The organism is Halorhodospira halophila (assembly GCF_016653405.1).
GTDB lineage: Bacteria > Pseudomonadota > Gammaproteobacteria > Nitrococcales > Halorhodospiraceae > Halorhodospira > Halorhodospira halophila_A.
Genome location: NZ_NHSN01000019.1, coordinates 1 through 16206, shown reverse-complemented (window position 1 = coordinate 16206; position 16206 = coordinate 1). Strand labels below are relative to the sequence as shown.

The following is a 16206-nucleotide window of genomic DNA, read 5'->3' as shown; positions in this document are numbered from 1 at the left end:
AGGAAGCGGCTTGGAGCAGGAGGAACTCGAGCGCGAGACGCTGGCCTACGATGTTGTTGTCGTGGGCGCCGGTCCGGCCGGGTTGGCGGCGGCCCTGGAGCTGGCCCGCGGTACCGGTAACGGCCCGGCGCCTTCGGTCTGCGTTCTGGAGAAGGGGTCTGCGGTTGGCGCGCACCTCCTATCCGGTGCCGCCATCGATCCGCGCGGCCTGGATGAGCTGCTGCCCGACTGGGCGGAGCGCGGCGCGCCGCTGCGCCTGCGCGCCGCTGAGGACACCTTCCACTGCCTGACACCACGTTACGCGCTGAGACTGCCCACGCCACCGCAGATGGACAACCGCGGGAGCTACGTCGGCAGCCTCGGTGAGCTCGGGCAATGGCTGGCGGACCAGGCCGAAGCGGCCGGGGTGGAGATCTACCCCGGGTTTCCGGCCGCCGAGGTGCTCTACGACGCGCAAGGTGCGGTCTGCGGCGTGGCCACCCCGGATATGGGGCGCCAGCCGGACGGTACGCCGGGCCCGGGTTTCGAGCCGGGCGTGGAGGTGCGCGCTCGGCAGACGGTGTTTGCCGAGGGAGGGCACGGGTCACTGACCCAGCAGGTGATCGGGCGTTTCGACTTGCGCCGGGATGCGCAGCCGCAGACCTACGGCCTCGGTTTCAAAGAGATCTGGGAAGTTAGCCCCGAGCGGCATGTGCCGGGGCGGGTCGCGCACACCATCGGCTGGCCCCTGGATCAGTTCACTTACGGCGGCAGTTTTCTCTACCACCTGGACGATCGGCGTGTGGCGATCGGGCTGGTGGTGGGGTTGGACTTCGAGAACCCTTATCTGTCGCCCTTCGGGGAGTTCCAGCGCTTCAAGACTCACCCGTCGATCCGGCCGCTGCTCGAAGGCGGTCGGCGCATCGGTTACGGGGCACGGGTGTTACCGGAGGGGGGCTGGCAGAGTCTGCCGCGGTTGAGCTTCCCCGGTGGGGTCCTGGCCGGTGATGCGGCAGGGTTCGTCAATGTACCGCGCATCAAGGGCATCCACACCGCGATCAAGTCTGGCATGCTCGCTGCCGAGGCGGTGCGCGCCGCCCTGGAGGCGGATCGGGTGCAGGCCGATGATCTCGATCGCCGGGTCGGCGACAGCTGGGTGAGCGACGAGCTCCGCGCCGTGCGCAATATCCGTCCGGCATTCCGCTGGGGGCTGCTGCCCGGGTTGGCTTATTCAGCCCTGGATACCTACCTCCTGCGGGGACGGGCGCCTTGGACGCTGGGGCACGAGCCGGATCACCAGGCCCTGCAGCCCGCCGCGCGGTCGAGGCGCAAGGAGTATCCCCGGCCCGACGGGCGGCTGACCTTCGATCGGACCGCCTCGGTGTTCCTCTCCGGTACCCATCACGAGGAGGGGCAGCCCTGCCACCTGGTGCTGCGTGACCCTGCGCTGGCGCTGCGCGTCAACTGGGCGGTCTACGCCGGGCCGGAGGTCCGCTACTGTCCGGCGGCCGTCTACGACTACGACACGGATGCGGCCGGCCAGCCGCGACTGCGTATCGATGCCATCAACTGCCTGCACTGCAAGGCGTGCGATATCAAGGACCCGCCCCAGAACATCCGCTGGGTGGTCCCGCAGGGCGGGGACGGACCGAACTACCAGGGGATGTGACACGGGGCGAGGGTCCTGGGTGCGCGACAGTCCGTGTGGATGGCGCCGGGGCCCTCTATACTCCTGAGGCTGAGGTTATCCGCGGGCGCCGGCCGGCGCCTGATCTCTCCCGCTCAGGATGCCCTCCATGACCAAAGACCCCAGTCCGTCGCGCCAGGATGAAGCGGCCCGGCTGTTGCGAGAGCGGGCTAGGAAGCGCATGGAGACCACCCCCGGAGCAGTCGACATCGATCGGACGCTGCCGGCCACCCCGGAGGCGTGGCGTGAGGAGTTGCTGCTGCTGCAGATTGAGCGCGATATCCAGGCCGAGGAGCTCCACCGCACCAGGGGCGAACTGGCGCGGGTCCGTGCCGGCTACCGCGATCTCTTCGAGCACGCCCCGGTGGCTTATCTGTTGCTGGATGAGGACGGAGTGATCCGTGATGCCAACCCCCCGGCCGCGGAACTGCTGGGAGCCGCCTCGGCACCGGAACTCGAGGGGCAGGCGTTTGCCGAGTTTCTGGCCCCTTCGGCGCTCGAGCAGTGGGCGCGGTGCCGAGCGGCGCAGAGTGCGGGCGGGGCGGCGCGGGCGGCGACCGAGCTGGGGCTTCATTGCGATCAGTGTCCCCTGCGCCGGCTTGTGCGTATGGAGTGCGTCACGGAGGTAGCGTGCACCGAAGGGGGTGGCGTCCACGGCCTGTTCGCTCTGATCGATTTGACCGAGCAACGTCAGGTTGAGGAGGATCGCGAGGCCCTGATCGATCTGGTCGAGGCGTCCCCGCAACTCCTCGCGGGGCGTCTGGGCGTCAAGCCGGTGGATGATGCGGAGGGCGAGCCGACGCCCTGAGCGGCCGCCGAGCCCCGGCTTGCTCGATTGCTGCAAAAATCATCTGCGCACGGCGCGGCGGTGCTATTCCGGCCGCGTCCGAGCAGATAGACTGCGGGGTAGCTCGCCCGGGCGGTCCCACGAAGGCACGACGTCTGCCGGCCGCTCCGCAAGGCGGGCCGACCCATCATGACCCGCCATCGGAGCACCCCGCCGCATGAGTACTGAGAAGGACCCGACCAAGGGCTACGTCGCCATTCTGGGCTGGAGCATCAACTGCATCGATGCCCTCGACCGGTTCGACCGCCGTTACGTCATTGTCGCCCCGGAGTGGGCCGAGGAGTATGCCCGGGAGCACGAGATCCCCTTCATCGCCTGGGATTTCGAGCGACTCAACGACCGGTCCATGGAGATCGCCGAACGGCTGCATGAAGAAGGCGTGGATGTCGCCATCCCGCTGTTCGAGGAGACCGTCGAGTGGGCCGGTGCCATCAACGCCGTGCTCATGGGGGACCCGCGGCTGCACGGTCAGGCGGTGCTGTTCCGGGACAAGGCGCTGATGAAGCGCCGTGCTCAGCTCGGCGGGATCCGCGTCGGCATCTTCGAGGAGGCCCACGATCGCGACGACGTGATCCGCTTCCTCAAGCGCGTGAACCAGACCTTGCTCAAGCTCGACGGCGACCCCAACGACCCGATCCACCTCAAGGCCTTCGACAAGGCGGGTTGCCTCGGGCACCGCGTCATCCGCACGCCGGACGAGGTCGACCTGATCCCCGAGGAGGAGTTCCCGGTGCTCATGGAGAGCCACCTGGACGGCTGGGAGTTCGCCGTCGAGGCCTGGATCCACGACGGCAAGATCCGCTTCCTGAACATCTCCGAGTACGTCACCCTCGGCTACTCGGTCTTTGTTCCGGCCACCCCGGAGCTGGAGAGCTGGCGGGATCTGATCACCCGCGAGATCGAGAAGCTGATCAAGACCTTCGACATCCGCTTCGGCTTTATCCATCCGGAGTACTTCGTGACCAGCGATGGGACGATGTACTTCGGCGAGGTGGCCTACCGCCCGCCGGGGTTCAAGGTCTTCGAGCTGCTCGAGCGCGCTTACGGGTTCAACGCCTACCAGGGGATGGTGCTGGCCTTCGATCCGAAGACCACGGAGGAGGAGATCACCGACTTCTTCCCCCGCGAGGTGGTGGATGCCAAGGGCTATGCGGGCTGCTTCGGCGTCTATCCGCGCCGTCGGGTGGTTAGCCGCCTGGAGATCCCGGAAGAGACCGAGCAGCATGAGTACTTCGAGTACCACGAGCTGACGCCGCCACAGCAGGAGGTGGTCACCAAGCGCACCGCCTTCGGGACTCACTGGGGGTTGGTCTACTTCTTCGGGGACAATCCCCACCGGCTCCGGGATCTGCTCAAGCACCAGGAGGAGCTGGACTTCTACGTCTGACGTCGCATCGGACCGGGGCGCCCCGCCGCTCGGGCGGGAGCGCCCCGGGCGGCTCGTGGGCGACGGTGCCGGGTTCCGGGGTCAGTGGATCGCTCGCCCGGCGGCCCAGCTGTTGCGTGCGAGCGCGATGACCTCGCTGATCTCCTCTTCCGGCACTGGCGGGTCCAGGGCCTCCTCCCGCGGGTCGTAGTGGAAGATGTAGAGCCGGGACAGGAACTGCTCGAAGGGCAGGGACGATTCCCCGTGGCGTTCGCCGTTACCCTCGGTGGAGACCATCACCCCGTTGCCCCAGTCCTGGGTGCTGTCGTTGTTCGGGTTGAAGAAGTAGACGCGGACCACGCCGTCCGGGTCCGTGGAGACGCGCTCGATGGTGATGGCGTGCCAGCCGACGAAGGCACCGCTGCTGTCGGTGACCGCCACCCCGGCGGGCTGGGGGTGGATCACCGGGTTGTTGCCGTTGTAGCCGGGGTGGTAGCAGCCGTAGAAACGGCTTGCAAAGCCGCGCAGATCGGGGAGGGCGCCGGTGGCGACATCGACGGCGATCGAGAACCCCCGCCCGACCCACCAGCCGTGGAATTCGGGGTTCACCCAGCGGTGGGGGTCCTCGCCGCGTCCGGCGCAGCGCCGCCCCATCTCGTGGTAGATGGCGTCCAAGTGAGGTACGGCCACCGCCGAGACCGGGTCGATATCCTCCAGGGGCGCCTCCGGGTAGCGGGCGAGCAGCTCCGCGGAGGAGAGGGCCTGGCCCTCGAAGTGGGCCACGACATCGTCGTCGCGGGCGGCCCAGGCGACAATCTGCAGCAGATAGTCGGGGTCGTTGCTCGACCACATGGACAGCGCCCGTGCCGATTGACACGTGGGGCTGTTGCCCTGACCCAGGCCGCGCGGCTGGCCGAGGACGCTGATCGCCCCGGCGAGCAGGAAGGCCTCCGGCGCGGCCGAGGCGCCGGGGATGCGATCGACCAGCCGCTGCCGGGCGGCGGCGCAGAGCGGTAGATGGATCTGGCGCCAGAGGGCCGGCGCTACTGGGCCGCTGTAGAGGATGCCGCGCTCGAGCAGGCCCGCCAGGCCGTAGACCGCCTGCGCGGTCTCGGACCAGATGGCACGGCGGATGAGCGTGTGCACCAGTTCCGGGTAGCATCCGAGCGCATCGATCCCGGTGCTGCTCAGGCCCAGCGCGCTGGGGAGGAGTTCGGGCGACTGCTCCAGCGCAAAGTGCAGGAAGACCGGGTGGTAGGGTGAAACCAGGCCGGTGTCGTGCATGGCGCGCCCCAGGCCGAGTGCCTCGTTGCGCAGGGAGGTCTCGTCCATGCTGGCCAGCCGCTCCTGGTAGACGGCCAGACCCGGGTCCTCCTGGCAGCCACGTGTCGGCCCGTAGAGCGCGCTGATCAGGCGCTCCGCGCCTCGGGCGCGGGCTGCTGGCACCCCGGGTTCATCGCTGTCCAGGTACACCGCCACGCTGGTGATCATCTCCTTGACGTGCCCGACGACCACCGGCCGCTGGGCGAGGATGCGCCAGATCTCGCCGATCAGCTCCTCGATGACCTCGCCGAAGCCGACCTGCTCGGCGATGAAGCGCTGGTGGCGCTGCACCATGGGCAGATTGCGGCCCAGATGCACCCGCTCGGACTCGCCGACCGGCCCGAAGATCAGCCGCAGATTCAGCGCCAGGACCCGTGCCAGGAACCGTCGGGCCGTGTCGGCGTCGAGCGTTGGATGACTGGCGGTGCCCTCGGCGATGGCCACCAGGCGCAGTTCGCTAAGGCACTCCAGGATCAGCGTCTGGTCCCGGGCGAGCTTCAGGGTGTTGGCGGCCAGGGTTGGCTGGAGTTGCTCGGGGTGTTCCCAGTCGCTGCCGGCGAAGACGCCGGCCTCGGTCAGCGCCCCGATCCGCTGGTAGAGCGCCGGGACGCCGTCGGGGTGGGTGAGCAGGCGGCGGGTCGCCTCGAGAACCTGCGCAGCGTGAGTGAACTTGGCGAAGCTCGCGGTCCGGGCCAGGCGCTCGCAGGCGTCATCCACCCGTTGAGTCAGGCGCTCCAGCGCCTGCCCGGTGTCGTCGGGGGTATCATCCATGCGGGAATAGTGGACCGGCCGCCACGGTTTGTCCAACACCGTTTGGCCCGGGGTGAGGTCTCGGGCTAGCCCGGCCATGCGCGCCAGGCGTGGGCCGGGCCTAGGGCTGGCCTGCGATCAGTGCGCGATGCGCAGCTCCTCGCGGCTGCCGCCGTCCTGTTCCCACTCCTGGATCCAGCGCGGGGTGCGTCCACGGCCGGACCAGGTCTTGGCCGGGTCCCGCGGGTGGCGGTATTTGGCAGGGACACGGCGGCGAGGTTTTTTGTTGTGCCCATTGAGGTCGCCGAGCGCCTCTTCGAGTTTGACGCCGTATTTCGCCGCTACCAGGCGGATCTCTTTTTCGGCCTCTACAACGCGGTTGCGATCCCGCTGCTCGCGTTCCCTGGCAATGCGTTTTTCGAGGGTGTCGAGTTCTTCGTCCGTGAACCCCTCCAGGTTGATGGCTTCAAGCTGTTTGCTGGTCATCGGGTATCGGCTCCTTACAAATGAGTGCCCGGGGGCTTTTCGGGTCCGTCCCTTGACCGGGTGCTTGAGTCCTGAGGCGTCGTTTCGTTGAGAGCGATTCAAGCCTGTAAACAAGATACCAGATCCTTTTCAGGAATCAATTCGTCGCTCTTCTTCGGATGGCATCCCTACCTTTTCCGTGTAAACCCGATGAGTCAAAATCGGATAAGCGCTGGCATCTGCCCCGTTGGTTTCGGGTTGGATCGCGCCGTTAAGAGGCGTAGGGTGGAATCGCCGATCCATACCGAAAATAATGAGGTGGCTGGCATGAGTGGAATCGACAAGAGTCGTCGCACGTTCCTCAAGGGTAGTGCCGTGGCGCTGGCGGCGCTGCCGCTATCAACCCTGCTGCATCAGCGCAGCGCCCGAGCGGAACCGAGGGCCGAGGATGGCCACGCCCACGACTACGTCAACGAGGCCGCGGACGCCTCGGGCCATCCGCGCTACGAGGAAGGGCAGCTTTGCGAGAACTGCGCCTTCTGGGGCGAGGCCGTCGAGGATGGTTGGGGGCGGTGCACCCACCCGGACTTTGACGAGGTGCTCGTCAAGGCGGAAGGCTGGTGCTCCGTCTACGCACCAGCCTCCTGATCCGGGGTCGCCGTCACGTGGGGGTAAGCCCGGCCACCGGCGGCTGCCACGCGCCCGCCCGGGAGGGTGTGGCAGCCGCGCCGGGCGCCCCTGCGGCGATACGCAGGGGGCGGCGATGTGGCGAGGCGTGCTGACAACTGCGGCATAAAAAATGCCCGCGGTGCGGGCATTCAGGGAAGCGGGGGTATCGGGAATCTAGAGATTGGTGGAGGCGGCGTCCACCACAAAGCGTCTTCAAGACACTGAATCAACTGTCAAAAAAGAAGACGATTGTGACCCGCTACCCGCACCAGCACCCGCACGCGTCCAATGCCAAAAGCCAACCGCGGCATGAGGACGCACCCCATGAAAACCGACAACATCACCCTGCAGAGCATCGGCGAAGCCACCCGCGCTAGGCTCGCCAAGGATCAGCCGGACTACCGCGGCATCACCAGCGAGATGCTGGGGGCCAAGCAAATGGCGCTCGCCCTTGGCGACCATCGGGCCGCCGCGCTGGTGGATCGACTCCATGCCGAAGTTGCCGCCGCATGGCAGGAGAGCCATACAACCGGCTAAGTCGAGGTCCCTGGGCGTTTGCCCTCGGTCGTCGAGTGCGGCTGTTACCAACCCCGCAAACTGACCTACCGCAGCGGAAGCAGGTCGGCCAAAGACGGTGGCCATTGCTAGCGGTGAGGGGCGAGGGCCTGGGCGCCAGGACACCCACGTGTAATGGGTAAGTCTCCCCCGGTCGACGCTGCCACTCTCGTGCAATGGGGGCGCCGGTCTATATCTCGTCGATACGGCATCTCTCCTTGCGAGCGTACCCGGGGCAAGAGTCAGGCGCTTGCTCGGGCAGCAAAGTCGGCCCAGACGGATCCATGCGCCGCGGATCCGCTGGTACCGGACCTTTCCCCCCTGGGCAAGAGACGGTCTAAGCCGTTGGTCCTGCGCGGCACCACCGCAAGGACCGGCGCAACGGCTTCAACGTCGCCCCCGGCACTCAGCCGGGGAACACCCCGGCGGGGCAGCTCCGGCGGGATGACCACGCGGATGCTTCAACATCACCCCGGCACACAGCCGGGGAACACCTGGTTTCGCCGGTTTCGGCGCGGGTGCCATCGGCGCGCTTCAACGAAACCCCGGCACGCGGTCAGGGAACACCCAACGTGCAGTTCGACCGCGCCATGGATGCTGTGATGCTTCAACATCACCCCGGTACTCCGCCGGGGAACACGGGTTCCTCGCCCGCTGCGGCAGGCGTAGGAGTCATGGATACTTCAACTCCACCCCGGCTGAGGGCCGGGGAACACGCGCAGGGTCTTGGTGGCGATGTTCTCCAGGATCCCCGGACTTCAACTCCACCCCGGCTGAGGGCCGGGGAACACACATTCCGCGAGCCAAGCTCGTTGAACGTGACTTCCTCACTTCAACTCCACCCCGGCTGAGGGCCGGGGAACACCGCTCGCCGCGGGTTTCGCAGTAAGACCGCTCAGTCATACTTCAACTCCACCCCGGCTGAGGGCCGGGGAACACATGTTGCCGAAACGATCACCGATCCGTGTTTCCATCGAACTTCAACTCCACCCCGGCTGAGGGCCGGGGAACACCGCATAGGGGCGCGTATTTGCACTGACCCGTACTGCACTTCAACTCCACCCCGGCTGAGGGCCGGGGAACACCGGCAGCATCTCCGCGCTGGAGGCCCACGGGCTCTAACTTCAACTCCACCCCGGCTGAGGGCCGGGGAACACGGTGACCGTAGGTAGTTTAGGCCGGATGCCTGCTTTGTGCTTCAACTCCACCCCGGCTGAGGGCCGGGGAACACGGGCGATGTCGGTGAGGGCCTTGGCTCTCAGGTCGTGGCTTCAACTCCACCCCGGCTGAGGGCCGGGGAACACATGCAATGACGGACGAAGTGAACCACCCGGCTCACTAGCTTCAACTCCACCCCGGCTGAGGGCCGGGGAACACCTGGCCGAGGCCCAAGACCTGACCACCGAGTCCGGGCGGGCTTCAACTCCACCCCGGCTGAGGGCCGGGGAACACACCGGCGGCCGCGCTCCATCCATGCGTCGTCGAGAACCAGGCTTCAACTCCACCCCGGCTGAGGGCCGGGGAACACGTTGTCCGCATCGGCGATCCGGCGTAAATACTGAATGAGCTTCAACTCCACCCCGGCTGAGGGCCGGGGAACACACAACAATTTGGCGTCGTCATACGCTAGCGTGAACATGCTTCAACTCCACCCCGGCTGAGGGCCGGGGAACACGGAAGTGCGCGGCGTGGTCACGGTTTAACGGAGGCTGCTTCAACTCCACCCCGGCTGAGGGCCGGGGAACACGGCAACACCACGGTTACGGTTGAGGATTCCCAAGGCGCTTCAACTCCACCCCGGCTGAGGGCCGGGGAACACCACCGTAGCGCCGGCGGTGACAACGACGATGCTGGCGAGGCTTCAACTCCACCCCGGCTGAGGGCCGGGGAACACTCCGCGCGATTGAGCCGGGCGCGATTATCGTAGCCGCCGCTTCAACTCCACCCCGGCTGAGGGCCGGGGAACACGGCACACTCTTCGCACACCCTGTCATCATCCGCCGTCTGCTTCAACTCCACCCCGGCTGAGGGCCGGGGAACACCGGCCAGCTCGTAAATCGAGCGGATATCATGGAGCGCCAGCTTCAACTCCACCCCGGCTGAGGGCCGGGGAACACAAATGCTCAGGGAGACTTGACAATGGACGGACAGAACGCTTCAACTCCACCCCGGCTGAGGGCCGGGGAACACGACAATTACCGCCATTCGTGATAACCTTGGGGTTATTGCTTCAACTCCACCCCGGCTGAGGGCCGGGGAACACTGTGCAGGAATGGGTGCAGGAAAACCGAGAGCTGATCCGACGCTTCAACTCCACCCCGGCTGAGGGCCGGGGAACACAGCACCTTTCAACCACCGGACCTGAAGGGTCTCTGCGACCAGGTTTGCGAGTGGTCCGCTCCTCGGGACGCCTGTCACTCCTGATTGGCCCTTCGATCCGCACCTCACCCCTACCTAACCTCCTGCCTCAGCTCGCCTTTCGCCGCTGCGAGCGCTCCCCGGGGTTACTGGCAGCACTGAACTGCTCGCAATGGGTCAGCAAGCCGAGCCCACTGCCTTCACCCGCCCCCAGAATGAGCGGCCCGGCGACGCGCTTCTGGAACTCCACGGTGAGGAACTTGCGCGGATAGGAGCGTAAGTAGTGCGGTAAGGCCACGCTCCGTGCCGAGCAGACCCCCGGCAGCTGGGGCGCGTCATCAATCCGGACCCGACGCACGGCCTCTTGGGGAATCCCCGCGTGCCGCAGCATCCGGCGCACCGCCTTCTCCGGGCGGGGGCGTCCGCGGCGTGTGTCGAACCCCGGGAAAATCACCGGTGTCGCCGCCGACCAGACCCTGGCCGAATCCGTGAACCGCCAAAGGAGCTTGTCTTCCCTGGGCTGGGCAACAGGTGCGAGCAGCCCCTGGATCTCGCCGGAGTCGGCATCAATCAGTTCCGCCGAGACCATCCGCAGGACCACCGCGTCCCAGATCTGGGCATCTACCGCGGGCGGGGCTGCCAGCACCACGCGTCGGATCCGGCCATCGGCCCAGTCGTGTGCGACGTTGGGGATCGCAAGCGCCTGGATCTTCCCAGGGCCGCCATGACCCATCAGCGATTGAATCGTCGTCTCATCGAGCCCCGCTTGCTGAGCAGCCCGGTGGACCGCATGGCGGACCATCCCCGTGACACGCATGGCCTGCGCCCCGGAAACGGCCAAGGGACCAGCGTCATCGGGCAGCCGAAGCGTGAAGGCCTGCCAGCGCTTGGCGGGCGGCACCAGCGGGTCCTGATAGGTCGCGAAGGCAACCGGCGGCTCCCGGGAGCTACTCACATGCGGCCCCCGGATCCGGCCCAGAGCACCCTCGTGGAGCGCATCCATCCGCTCAATCTCGCCGGGGCTTGGCACAGGCATCATTTCGTTGCCGAGGGTCTCGTCAGGGCGCCACGCGTAGCCCCACTGAGGCCGCGGACTCTCTAGCCACTCGGCGTTGGCGTATGCGAGATCGATCCCCTGGCCGAGGTGCGTGAGGCTGTCGGCGAGTTGCTCGAAGGCTTGTGGGTCCGGGTCGGGCTCCGGAAAGTGCCAGCGGTATTCCACCGGCCCGGGGACCGACCACCCCTGTCGAAGACGCATCGTCTTCAGGGCGCTGGTCTTCTTCCGGGCCTGTTCGGTGCGGCCTTTGTGGTAAAGCCCCAGCACCACGTCGCCATCGTTATTCGGAACGGCGGTGCGCACGGGCTCCAGCCGCTCGGCCGCTGGCCCGAGGATCTGCGGAGGATCGAGCTGTTCAAGGCGGGCCAGAGCTTCTCGTCCGCGCTGTCCTGGGCCACCAGGACGGCAAGCAGCAGCGAGGAGCGCACGGAACACCCGGGCTGGGCTTGGCGGCCACTCCTCACCGTGATAGCTGCCCTGGCCCGGCCCCGCAGCAAGCCAGTGGATTGTCAGATGCAGGACCGGCATGTCACTCGTCGACCCCCTTCTTGATAAGGCTCTTGCCGGCCTTGGGATCGAACTGCGCCTCACGCACCGGCGTCTCCCCAGTCGCGATCCCTAACTCAGTCGCTGCAGGCAGGGCGACGTCCTCCAAGAAGCTCCGTACGGCTCCCTCATTCAGTTCAAGCGCGTCGCGGGAGCCATCCTTGCGCACGGCCTCGACCCTCGGAGCATCGGATGGGATTAGCCAGCACCCGGTACGCAGGTCATAGTCACGGCCACCCATCCAGTAGCCACCGAGCGCGAGCCCCAGGATGTACTGACCCAGGCCCGTGCGCGCGCGCTCCAGGTTGCGACAGGCCCCAAGGTGGAGCGACATGTTCTGGCGAATCTGCCCATGGACCACGACTCCGCCGTGCTGCTCGACGGACGGTGTAGGCGCAAAGCCGACCTCTGCGCCTTTCCTCCACTCCTGATCAGTCAGCCCCAAGTCCTCGCCATCAAAGGTCGCCGAGAACTGCGCTGAGCGGGTGAAGACATCCACGTCCCAGGCGTAGATCTCACTGCGTATCATGCGCGGGATTCTGACCCGGGTGTCCCGGCTATCCCATGCGCCGTAGACCAGTGAGGTCGGCCCAAGCTCTGCGATGGGCAGCGGATCTCCAGCCTCGTGCGCTTCGAAGGCTGCGCGAATCTCATCGCGCAGGTCACTGGTGCGGATCGCGGCATCCGCAAGGCGGTGCGGAAGATCGGTCAACGACACGGTGCGCTGCCCGGCGGTGATGGTCACCGTGGGAACGGTATGGGCCAACTCCCCGGTGAAACTCGCCTCCATCCGGTTGGCCTGGCTCTGGACGGTATCGAGTGTGGCCACCCAGCGACCGTCTTTAAGCTGATTGACCGTGTACGGGGTATCATGCCGATGCTGTTTGGTTTTTGGGTCCGGCGGATAGGTCGCCGGGAAGATCGGCACCTCCCAGCCCTCCATCGGTTCCAGTCCCTGGGTCACGTTGAGCGCGACAACCTGCGTGTCGTTGATCAGTTCCGCGATGCTCGCCATGGTCACTCCCTTATCACTCGCGCGGGCTTGAGGTACTTGTTGCTGCCTGAATCGGCTATCTCGGTCTGCCATCCACCGACGCTGAAGCTGCTCGCGCCGGCCAAGGCGATAGGGGCAAGGGCTCCCGGAACGGGGCGCCAGAGGTGGTAGCGAAACCCCTCGGCGCGGCTGCCTTGCACCGGGAAGCGCTGCAGTCCCACGAAGGCCAACAGCTCCACGAAGGGGCGGCAGAGATACTTCAGTCGGGTGTGCTCGTTCACCGACCAGCCCAGCGCCAGGCTGTCCCAGGTGCCCTCTGGGTCCACGCCGAGCCGTCCCGTCGTCGGAGCCCGATACGAAAGCCACTCCTGCGGATCGCCCTCGCGGGCTGCCTGGACAAGATTGGTCAGCACGGTGGTCGCCGTCTGCTGCCCGGCCCAGAACTTGAACCCGGGGTTGAGGCCGTAGGGGTACTGGAACCAGTCCAGCCGCAGTCCGCCGATCCAGACGGCATCATCCTGCTCACACGGATCCTGCTCGATCAGGGCATGCACGGATGTCTCGGGCCACGGCCCTTGGAACTGCCATGAGCCGCCATCACCAATCTGGGTGAACCCGCTCTTGCTCTGCGGGTCCTCCTGGGCCGCCAGCCAGGCAAGCGCCGCGCATGCCAGCACTTCGCCCGGGTTCGTTGGATCGATGGGGTAGCACTGCTGCTCAGTCATGCTGCGGCCCTCCCTGATCCGCATAACCACTGGAGACCCAGGCATCAGCGCACTTCAGAAGAGCCTCCAACCAGGCCAACCCCCAGGCACCGAAATGTCGCTGCAGTCGGGCGTAGCGGTGCTCGGCATCTTCCGCCAGCCGCTGTGAGATCCCGTCGGGCAGCTCGGGATCCCACTGCCGCCGCAATGGGAATCCGGGTCGGCCATGACCATGGTGGGCTGCGATCAGATGCAGGGTGAGGTCTCGGGAGAGATCCGATGAGACCGCGAGCTCGCGCTCAGCCTTGCCGAGCGACCCGAACTCATGGCGATACCCGCCCAACAGCCCCGGACGGAACTGCCCCCGCGGACTCTTGGCCAACGGCTTTGATCCACGGTTGCCTGCCGCCCGCTGCCAGATGCTTGAGGCCTTGCCATCATCATGGCGCGTCCCGGCCTCGCGGAGGGCCTCCACCATCCAGTCCTCCAAGCCGAGCGCATGTCCAATCCGGGCGGCCGCCTCGGCAACCCGGTGGTTGTGATCGGCCAGATCCTCCTTTCTGCGCGCCAGCCGGGTGAGATCGGACTCGGCGTTGAGGGCCAACTCTCCGGCCTTGCGGCGGGCGTAAACCCACCAGTGCGGCTCAGCCTCCTCGTCATCCTCATCATGCAGCGCGATTCGCCACTGCACGGCTCCGGCAACCCACTCGGGCAGATCGGCCGGGGGTTCATCACCGTGCTGCTCAAAACGCAGCCCCTCGTCATCGTCAGCAAGATCGGAGACGCTCTTGCCAGCAGCCTTCGGCTCCAGGAATCCGGCCTCCGACAAACTACCGACGCGGGCGGGCAGGACCAATGTGGCGTACTCGAGCGAGCGCTGCAGACCCCGGCTATCCGCGGTCACCTCCAGAAGGGACGTGGCCCCATCTGAACCGAACAGCAGACACTGGAACGGGCCGACCCTCTTGGCGATCTGCGCAAGATCTCCCGCAGCGGCATAGGCCGGGACCTTGAGCAGCTCCCGCGGACGGGGTGGGAGCATGGCCAGGGCATCCTCACAGGCACTCAGCCCGCGCTCCATGAGCCGCTCCAGATCCGAGCGCCAGAACAGCTGAACCTCGGCCGCATCCTGCTCGTCGGTGATACCGCGCAGGTAGGGCTCAACCGGTGGAAGCGCCATGCCCGCACTGGTCGCCGCCAGCAGTTCAACGCGATCCGCCTCCAAAGGCACCAGCCCGGGTGCCGGAGAGGAGGCATCCCGAATGACATCGACTGGCAGCCCCAGCAGATCCTGAGGAGCCAATCGCTGCAGCCCCTGGAGCTGTTCCAGTGTCCGCGCACAGGCGGCTGCAAAGCGGTTTTTCCAGTCGTCCTTGTCGGCCTTGTAAGTGGTGTCGGCTCCGGTATAGACGATGGCCACGGAGCTGTGACTACGCCGGCCGGAACGATTCAGCCGGCCAAGGCGCTGGATCAGCGAGTCCATGGGCACCAAGTCCATGACCATGTGCTCGGCATCCAGGTCGACCCCCACCTCGGCGGCTGCCGTCGCCACGAGGTAGACCGGACCATCGAAATCTCGCGACGCTTGCGGGTCCCTAAAGCACCGCCAGAGCGGGCGCTGCGTGAGCTGTTCACGCTCAGCACCACGCAGGGTGCCTGTCAGCAGGCCCACACGCTCCTCTCCGCCCTCTCCGAGGGCCTTGACCAGGTCCCCATAGAGCCGCTGGGCCTCCCGCGCCGAGCGACTGAAGACCAGGACGGTGCCTTTTTCATGCGCCAGCGCGCACTCCAGCATCTGCTCGCGCCACTGTGCGGTGCCCTCGACCTCGTAAAGGGTCGGGTACTTGGCAGCCTGCAGACGCGCCCCGAGGACCGGGTGCGCTTCGTCAGTGGATTCCAGGGCAGCCCCCTGGCTCTCCCGCGGCGTGGCAGACATGGTCAAGGTCCGGAACCTTGCCCCTACGGTTTCTGCATGGAGATCCTCGGCCTGTCGCAGCGTCTCGGCGAAGGCGGGACTCAAGTGCGACTCATCGAGCAGCACTGTGGTATCGACCCCAAGAAGCCCCGCATGGAGCGAGCGCCGACTGCGGCCATCGCCATACCCGGAGAAGAGCAGCCGCGAGCCGACCATATCGACCGTGCCCACGAGCACAGCAGGTTTCGCCGGGTCGAGCCGCCACTCGCCAGTATCGAGCAGGCCACCGCGCAGCGTACCGACTTCCACCGGTGCTGCCCCTGGACGCTCGAACGCGGCCAAAGCCCCCAGCGCGTTACGCAGCTCGGGAATATCGGCGAAAGCCTCGATCCATGCCTGAAGCTCTGCAGTGGTCTGATCCACGATGGCGCGTCGGTCGACGACATACGCCAGACGACGTGGAAGTGGCGCCCCCTGGGCCAAAGCGATCAAGTAGAGGAGTACCACCGAGGTCTTGCCAGCGCCTGTTGGGAGCGTCAGCTCGGGGGGGACGACACCTTGAGCTAGCTGGTCATAGCAACGCTGCTGCCAAGGGTAGGGGGAGCGGCCAGTGATCGTCTCGAACGGTGGCGTGGCGTGGGACAAAGCGATTCCCTTCTGTCGATGGCGCGGACGCTTTTAACGAGATGCCGACCCTCCGGCCAGCTCCGTCGGTACTAACACGTTTGGTTACTCAAACATAAGGCAGCGACATCCTGTGTCGCGGTGTTTCGCGAGTTCGGGAGTGTATCGCGGCCAGTTTCTGGATACCCAGTGGGTGTACCGCACCCGGTTGCCTGGACACCCGGTAAGCATAATCACGCCGTGTACCGCACCCGGTTGCCTGGACACCCGGTAAGCATAATCACGCCGCCATCGGCATGGTTTCCAGGTAGTCTGTACGAACCTGCGCCGGCGACCGGAACCCATGGCGCTCCAGCAGCCAGCCGTG

The 16206-nt window shown here is 66.5% G+C and carries 11 protein-coding genes and 1 CRISPR repeat array; of the genes, 5 read left to right on the top strand and 6 right to left on the bottom strand.

All coding sequences use genetic code 11. The features are described 5' to 3' along the window. The first annotated feature begins 10 nt into the window (after nt 1–10). The 3 genes from CCR79_RS08105 (at nt 11) to CCR79_RS08095 (ending at nt 3900) form a co-directional block, all read left to right on the top strand. On the top strand, nt 11–1648 hold the full coding sequence (locus CCR79_RS08105; protein ID WP_201170675.1) for an electron transfer flavoprotein-ubiquinone oxidoreductase: 1638 nt from the start codon (nt 11–13) through the stop codon (nt 1646–1648). 127 nt (nt 1649–1775) lie between these two features. After that, a complete protein-coding gene (locus CCR79_RS08100) occupies nt 1776–2474 on the top strand; it encodes a PAS domain S-box protein (RefSeq protein ID WP_201170673.1) in 699 nt (232 codons plus the stop codon). A 196-nt stretch (nt 2475–2670) separates the two neighbouring features. Continuing rightward, nucleotides 2671–3900 (top strand): ATP-grasp domain-containing protein, encoded by a 1230-nt coding sequence (locus tag CCR79_RS08095; protein ID WP_201170671.1) that lies wholly within the window; start codon nt 2671–2673, stop codon nt 3898–3900. An 81-nt stretch (nt 3901–3981) separates the two neighbouring features. Here CCR79_RS08095 and CCR79_RS08090 read toward each other — a convergent pair whose 3' ends face one another. Together CCR79_RS08090 and CCR79_RS08085 are read right to left on the bottom strand one after the other, a co-directional pair. After that, on the bottom strand, nt 3982–5973 hold the full coding sequence (locus CCR79_RS08090) for a hypothetical protein (protein WP_201170670.1): 1992 nt from the start codon (nt 5971–5973) through the stop codon (nt 3982–3984). 117 nt (nt 5974–6090) lie between these two features. Further along, a complete protein-coding gene (locus CCR79_RS08085) occupies nt 6091–6438 on the bottom strand; it encodes an H-NS family nucleoid-associated regulatory protein (protein WP_201170668.1) in 348 nt (115 codons plus the stop codon). A gap of 306 nt (nt 6439–6744) precedes the next feature. On the opposite strand from CCR79_RS08085, the gene CCR79_RS08080 reads away from it, so the two are divergent. Further along, the gene (locus CCR79_RS08080) at nt 6745–7065 is read left to right on the top strand and encodes a high-potential iron-sulfur protein (protein WP_201170666.1); all 321 of its coding nucleotides are present in this window, start codon (nt 6745–6747) and stop codon (nt 7063–7065) included. Between the two features lie 345 nt (nt 7066–7410). Then, nucleotides 7411–7623 (top strand): hypothetical protein, encoded by a 213-nt coding sequence (locus CCR79_RS08075; protein ID WP_201170664.1) that lies wholly within the window; start codon nt 7411–7413, stop codon nt 7621–7623. Between the two features lie 698 nt (nt 7624–8321). Beyond that, nucleotides 8322–9981: direct repeats of the CRISPR family, unit length 36 nt; unit sequence GCTTCAACTCCACCCCGGCTGAGGGCCGGGGAACAC. Nucleotides 9982–10108: 127 nt separating this feature from the next. Here the strand turns inward: CCR79_RS08075 and csb2 are convergent. The 4 genes from csb2 to cas3g are packed head-to-tail and all read right to left on the bottom strand — an operon-like array spanning nt 10109 to nt 15860. Further along, nucleotides 10109–11584, bottom strand: a complete 1476-nt coding sequence (gene csb2 / locus CCR79_RS08070) for a type I-G CRISPR-associated protein Csb2 (protein WP_201170661.1) — start codon at nt 11582–11584, stop codon at nt 10109–10111. Between the two features lies 1 nt (nt 11585). Then, complete coding sequence (gene cas7g, locus CCR79_RS08065; protein ID WP_201170659.1) at nt 11586–12617, bottom strand: type I-G CRISPR-associated RAMP protein Csb1/Cas7g; 1032 nt, start codon at nt 12615–12617, stop codon at nt 11586–11588. Nucleotides 12618–12619: 2 nt separating this feature from the next. Further along, nucleotides 12620–13321 (bottom strand): hypothetical protein, encoded by a 702-nt coding sequence (locus CCR79_RS08060; protein WP_201170658.1) that lies wholly within the window; start codon nt 13319–13321, stop codon nt 12620–12622. Beyond that, nucleotides 13314–15860: a type I-G CRISPR-associated helicase/endonuclease Cas3g gene (cas3g, locus tag CCR79_RS08055; protein ID WP_201170657.1), complete on the bottom strand. Its 2547-nt coding sequence runs from the start codon at nt 15858–15860 to the stop codon at nt 13314–13316. The genes CCR79_RS08060 and cas3g overlap by 8 nt, the downstream gene beginning before the upstream one ends. Between the last annotated feature and the right edge of the window lie 346 nt (nt 15861–16206).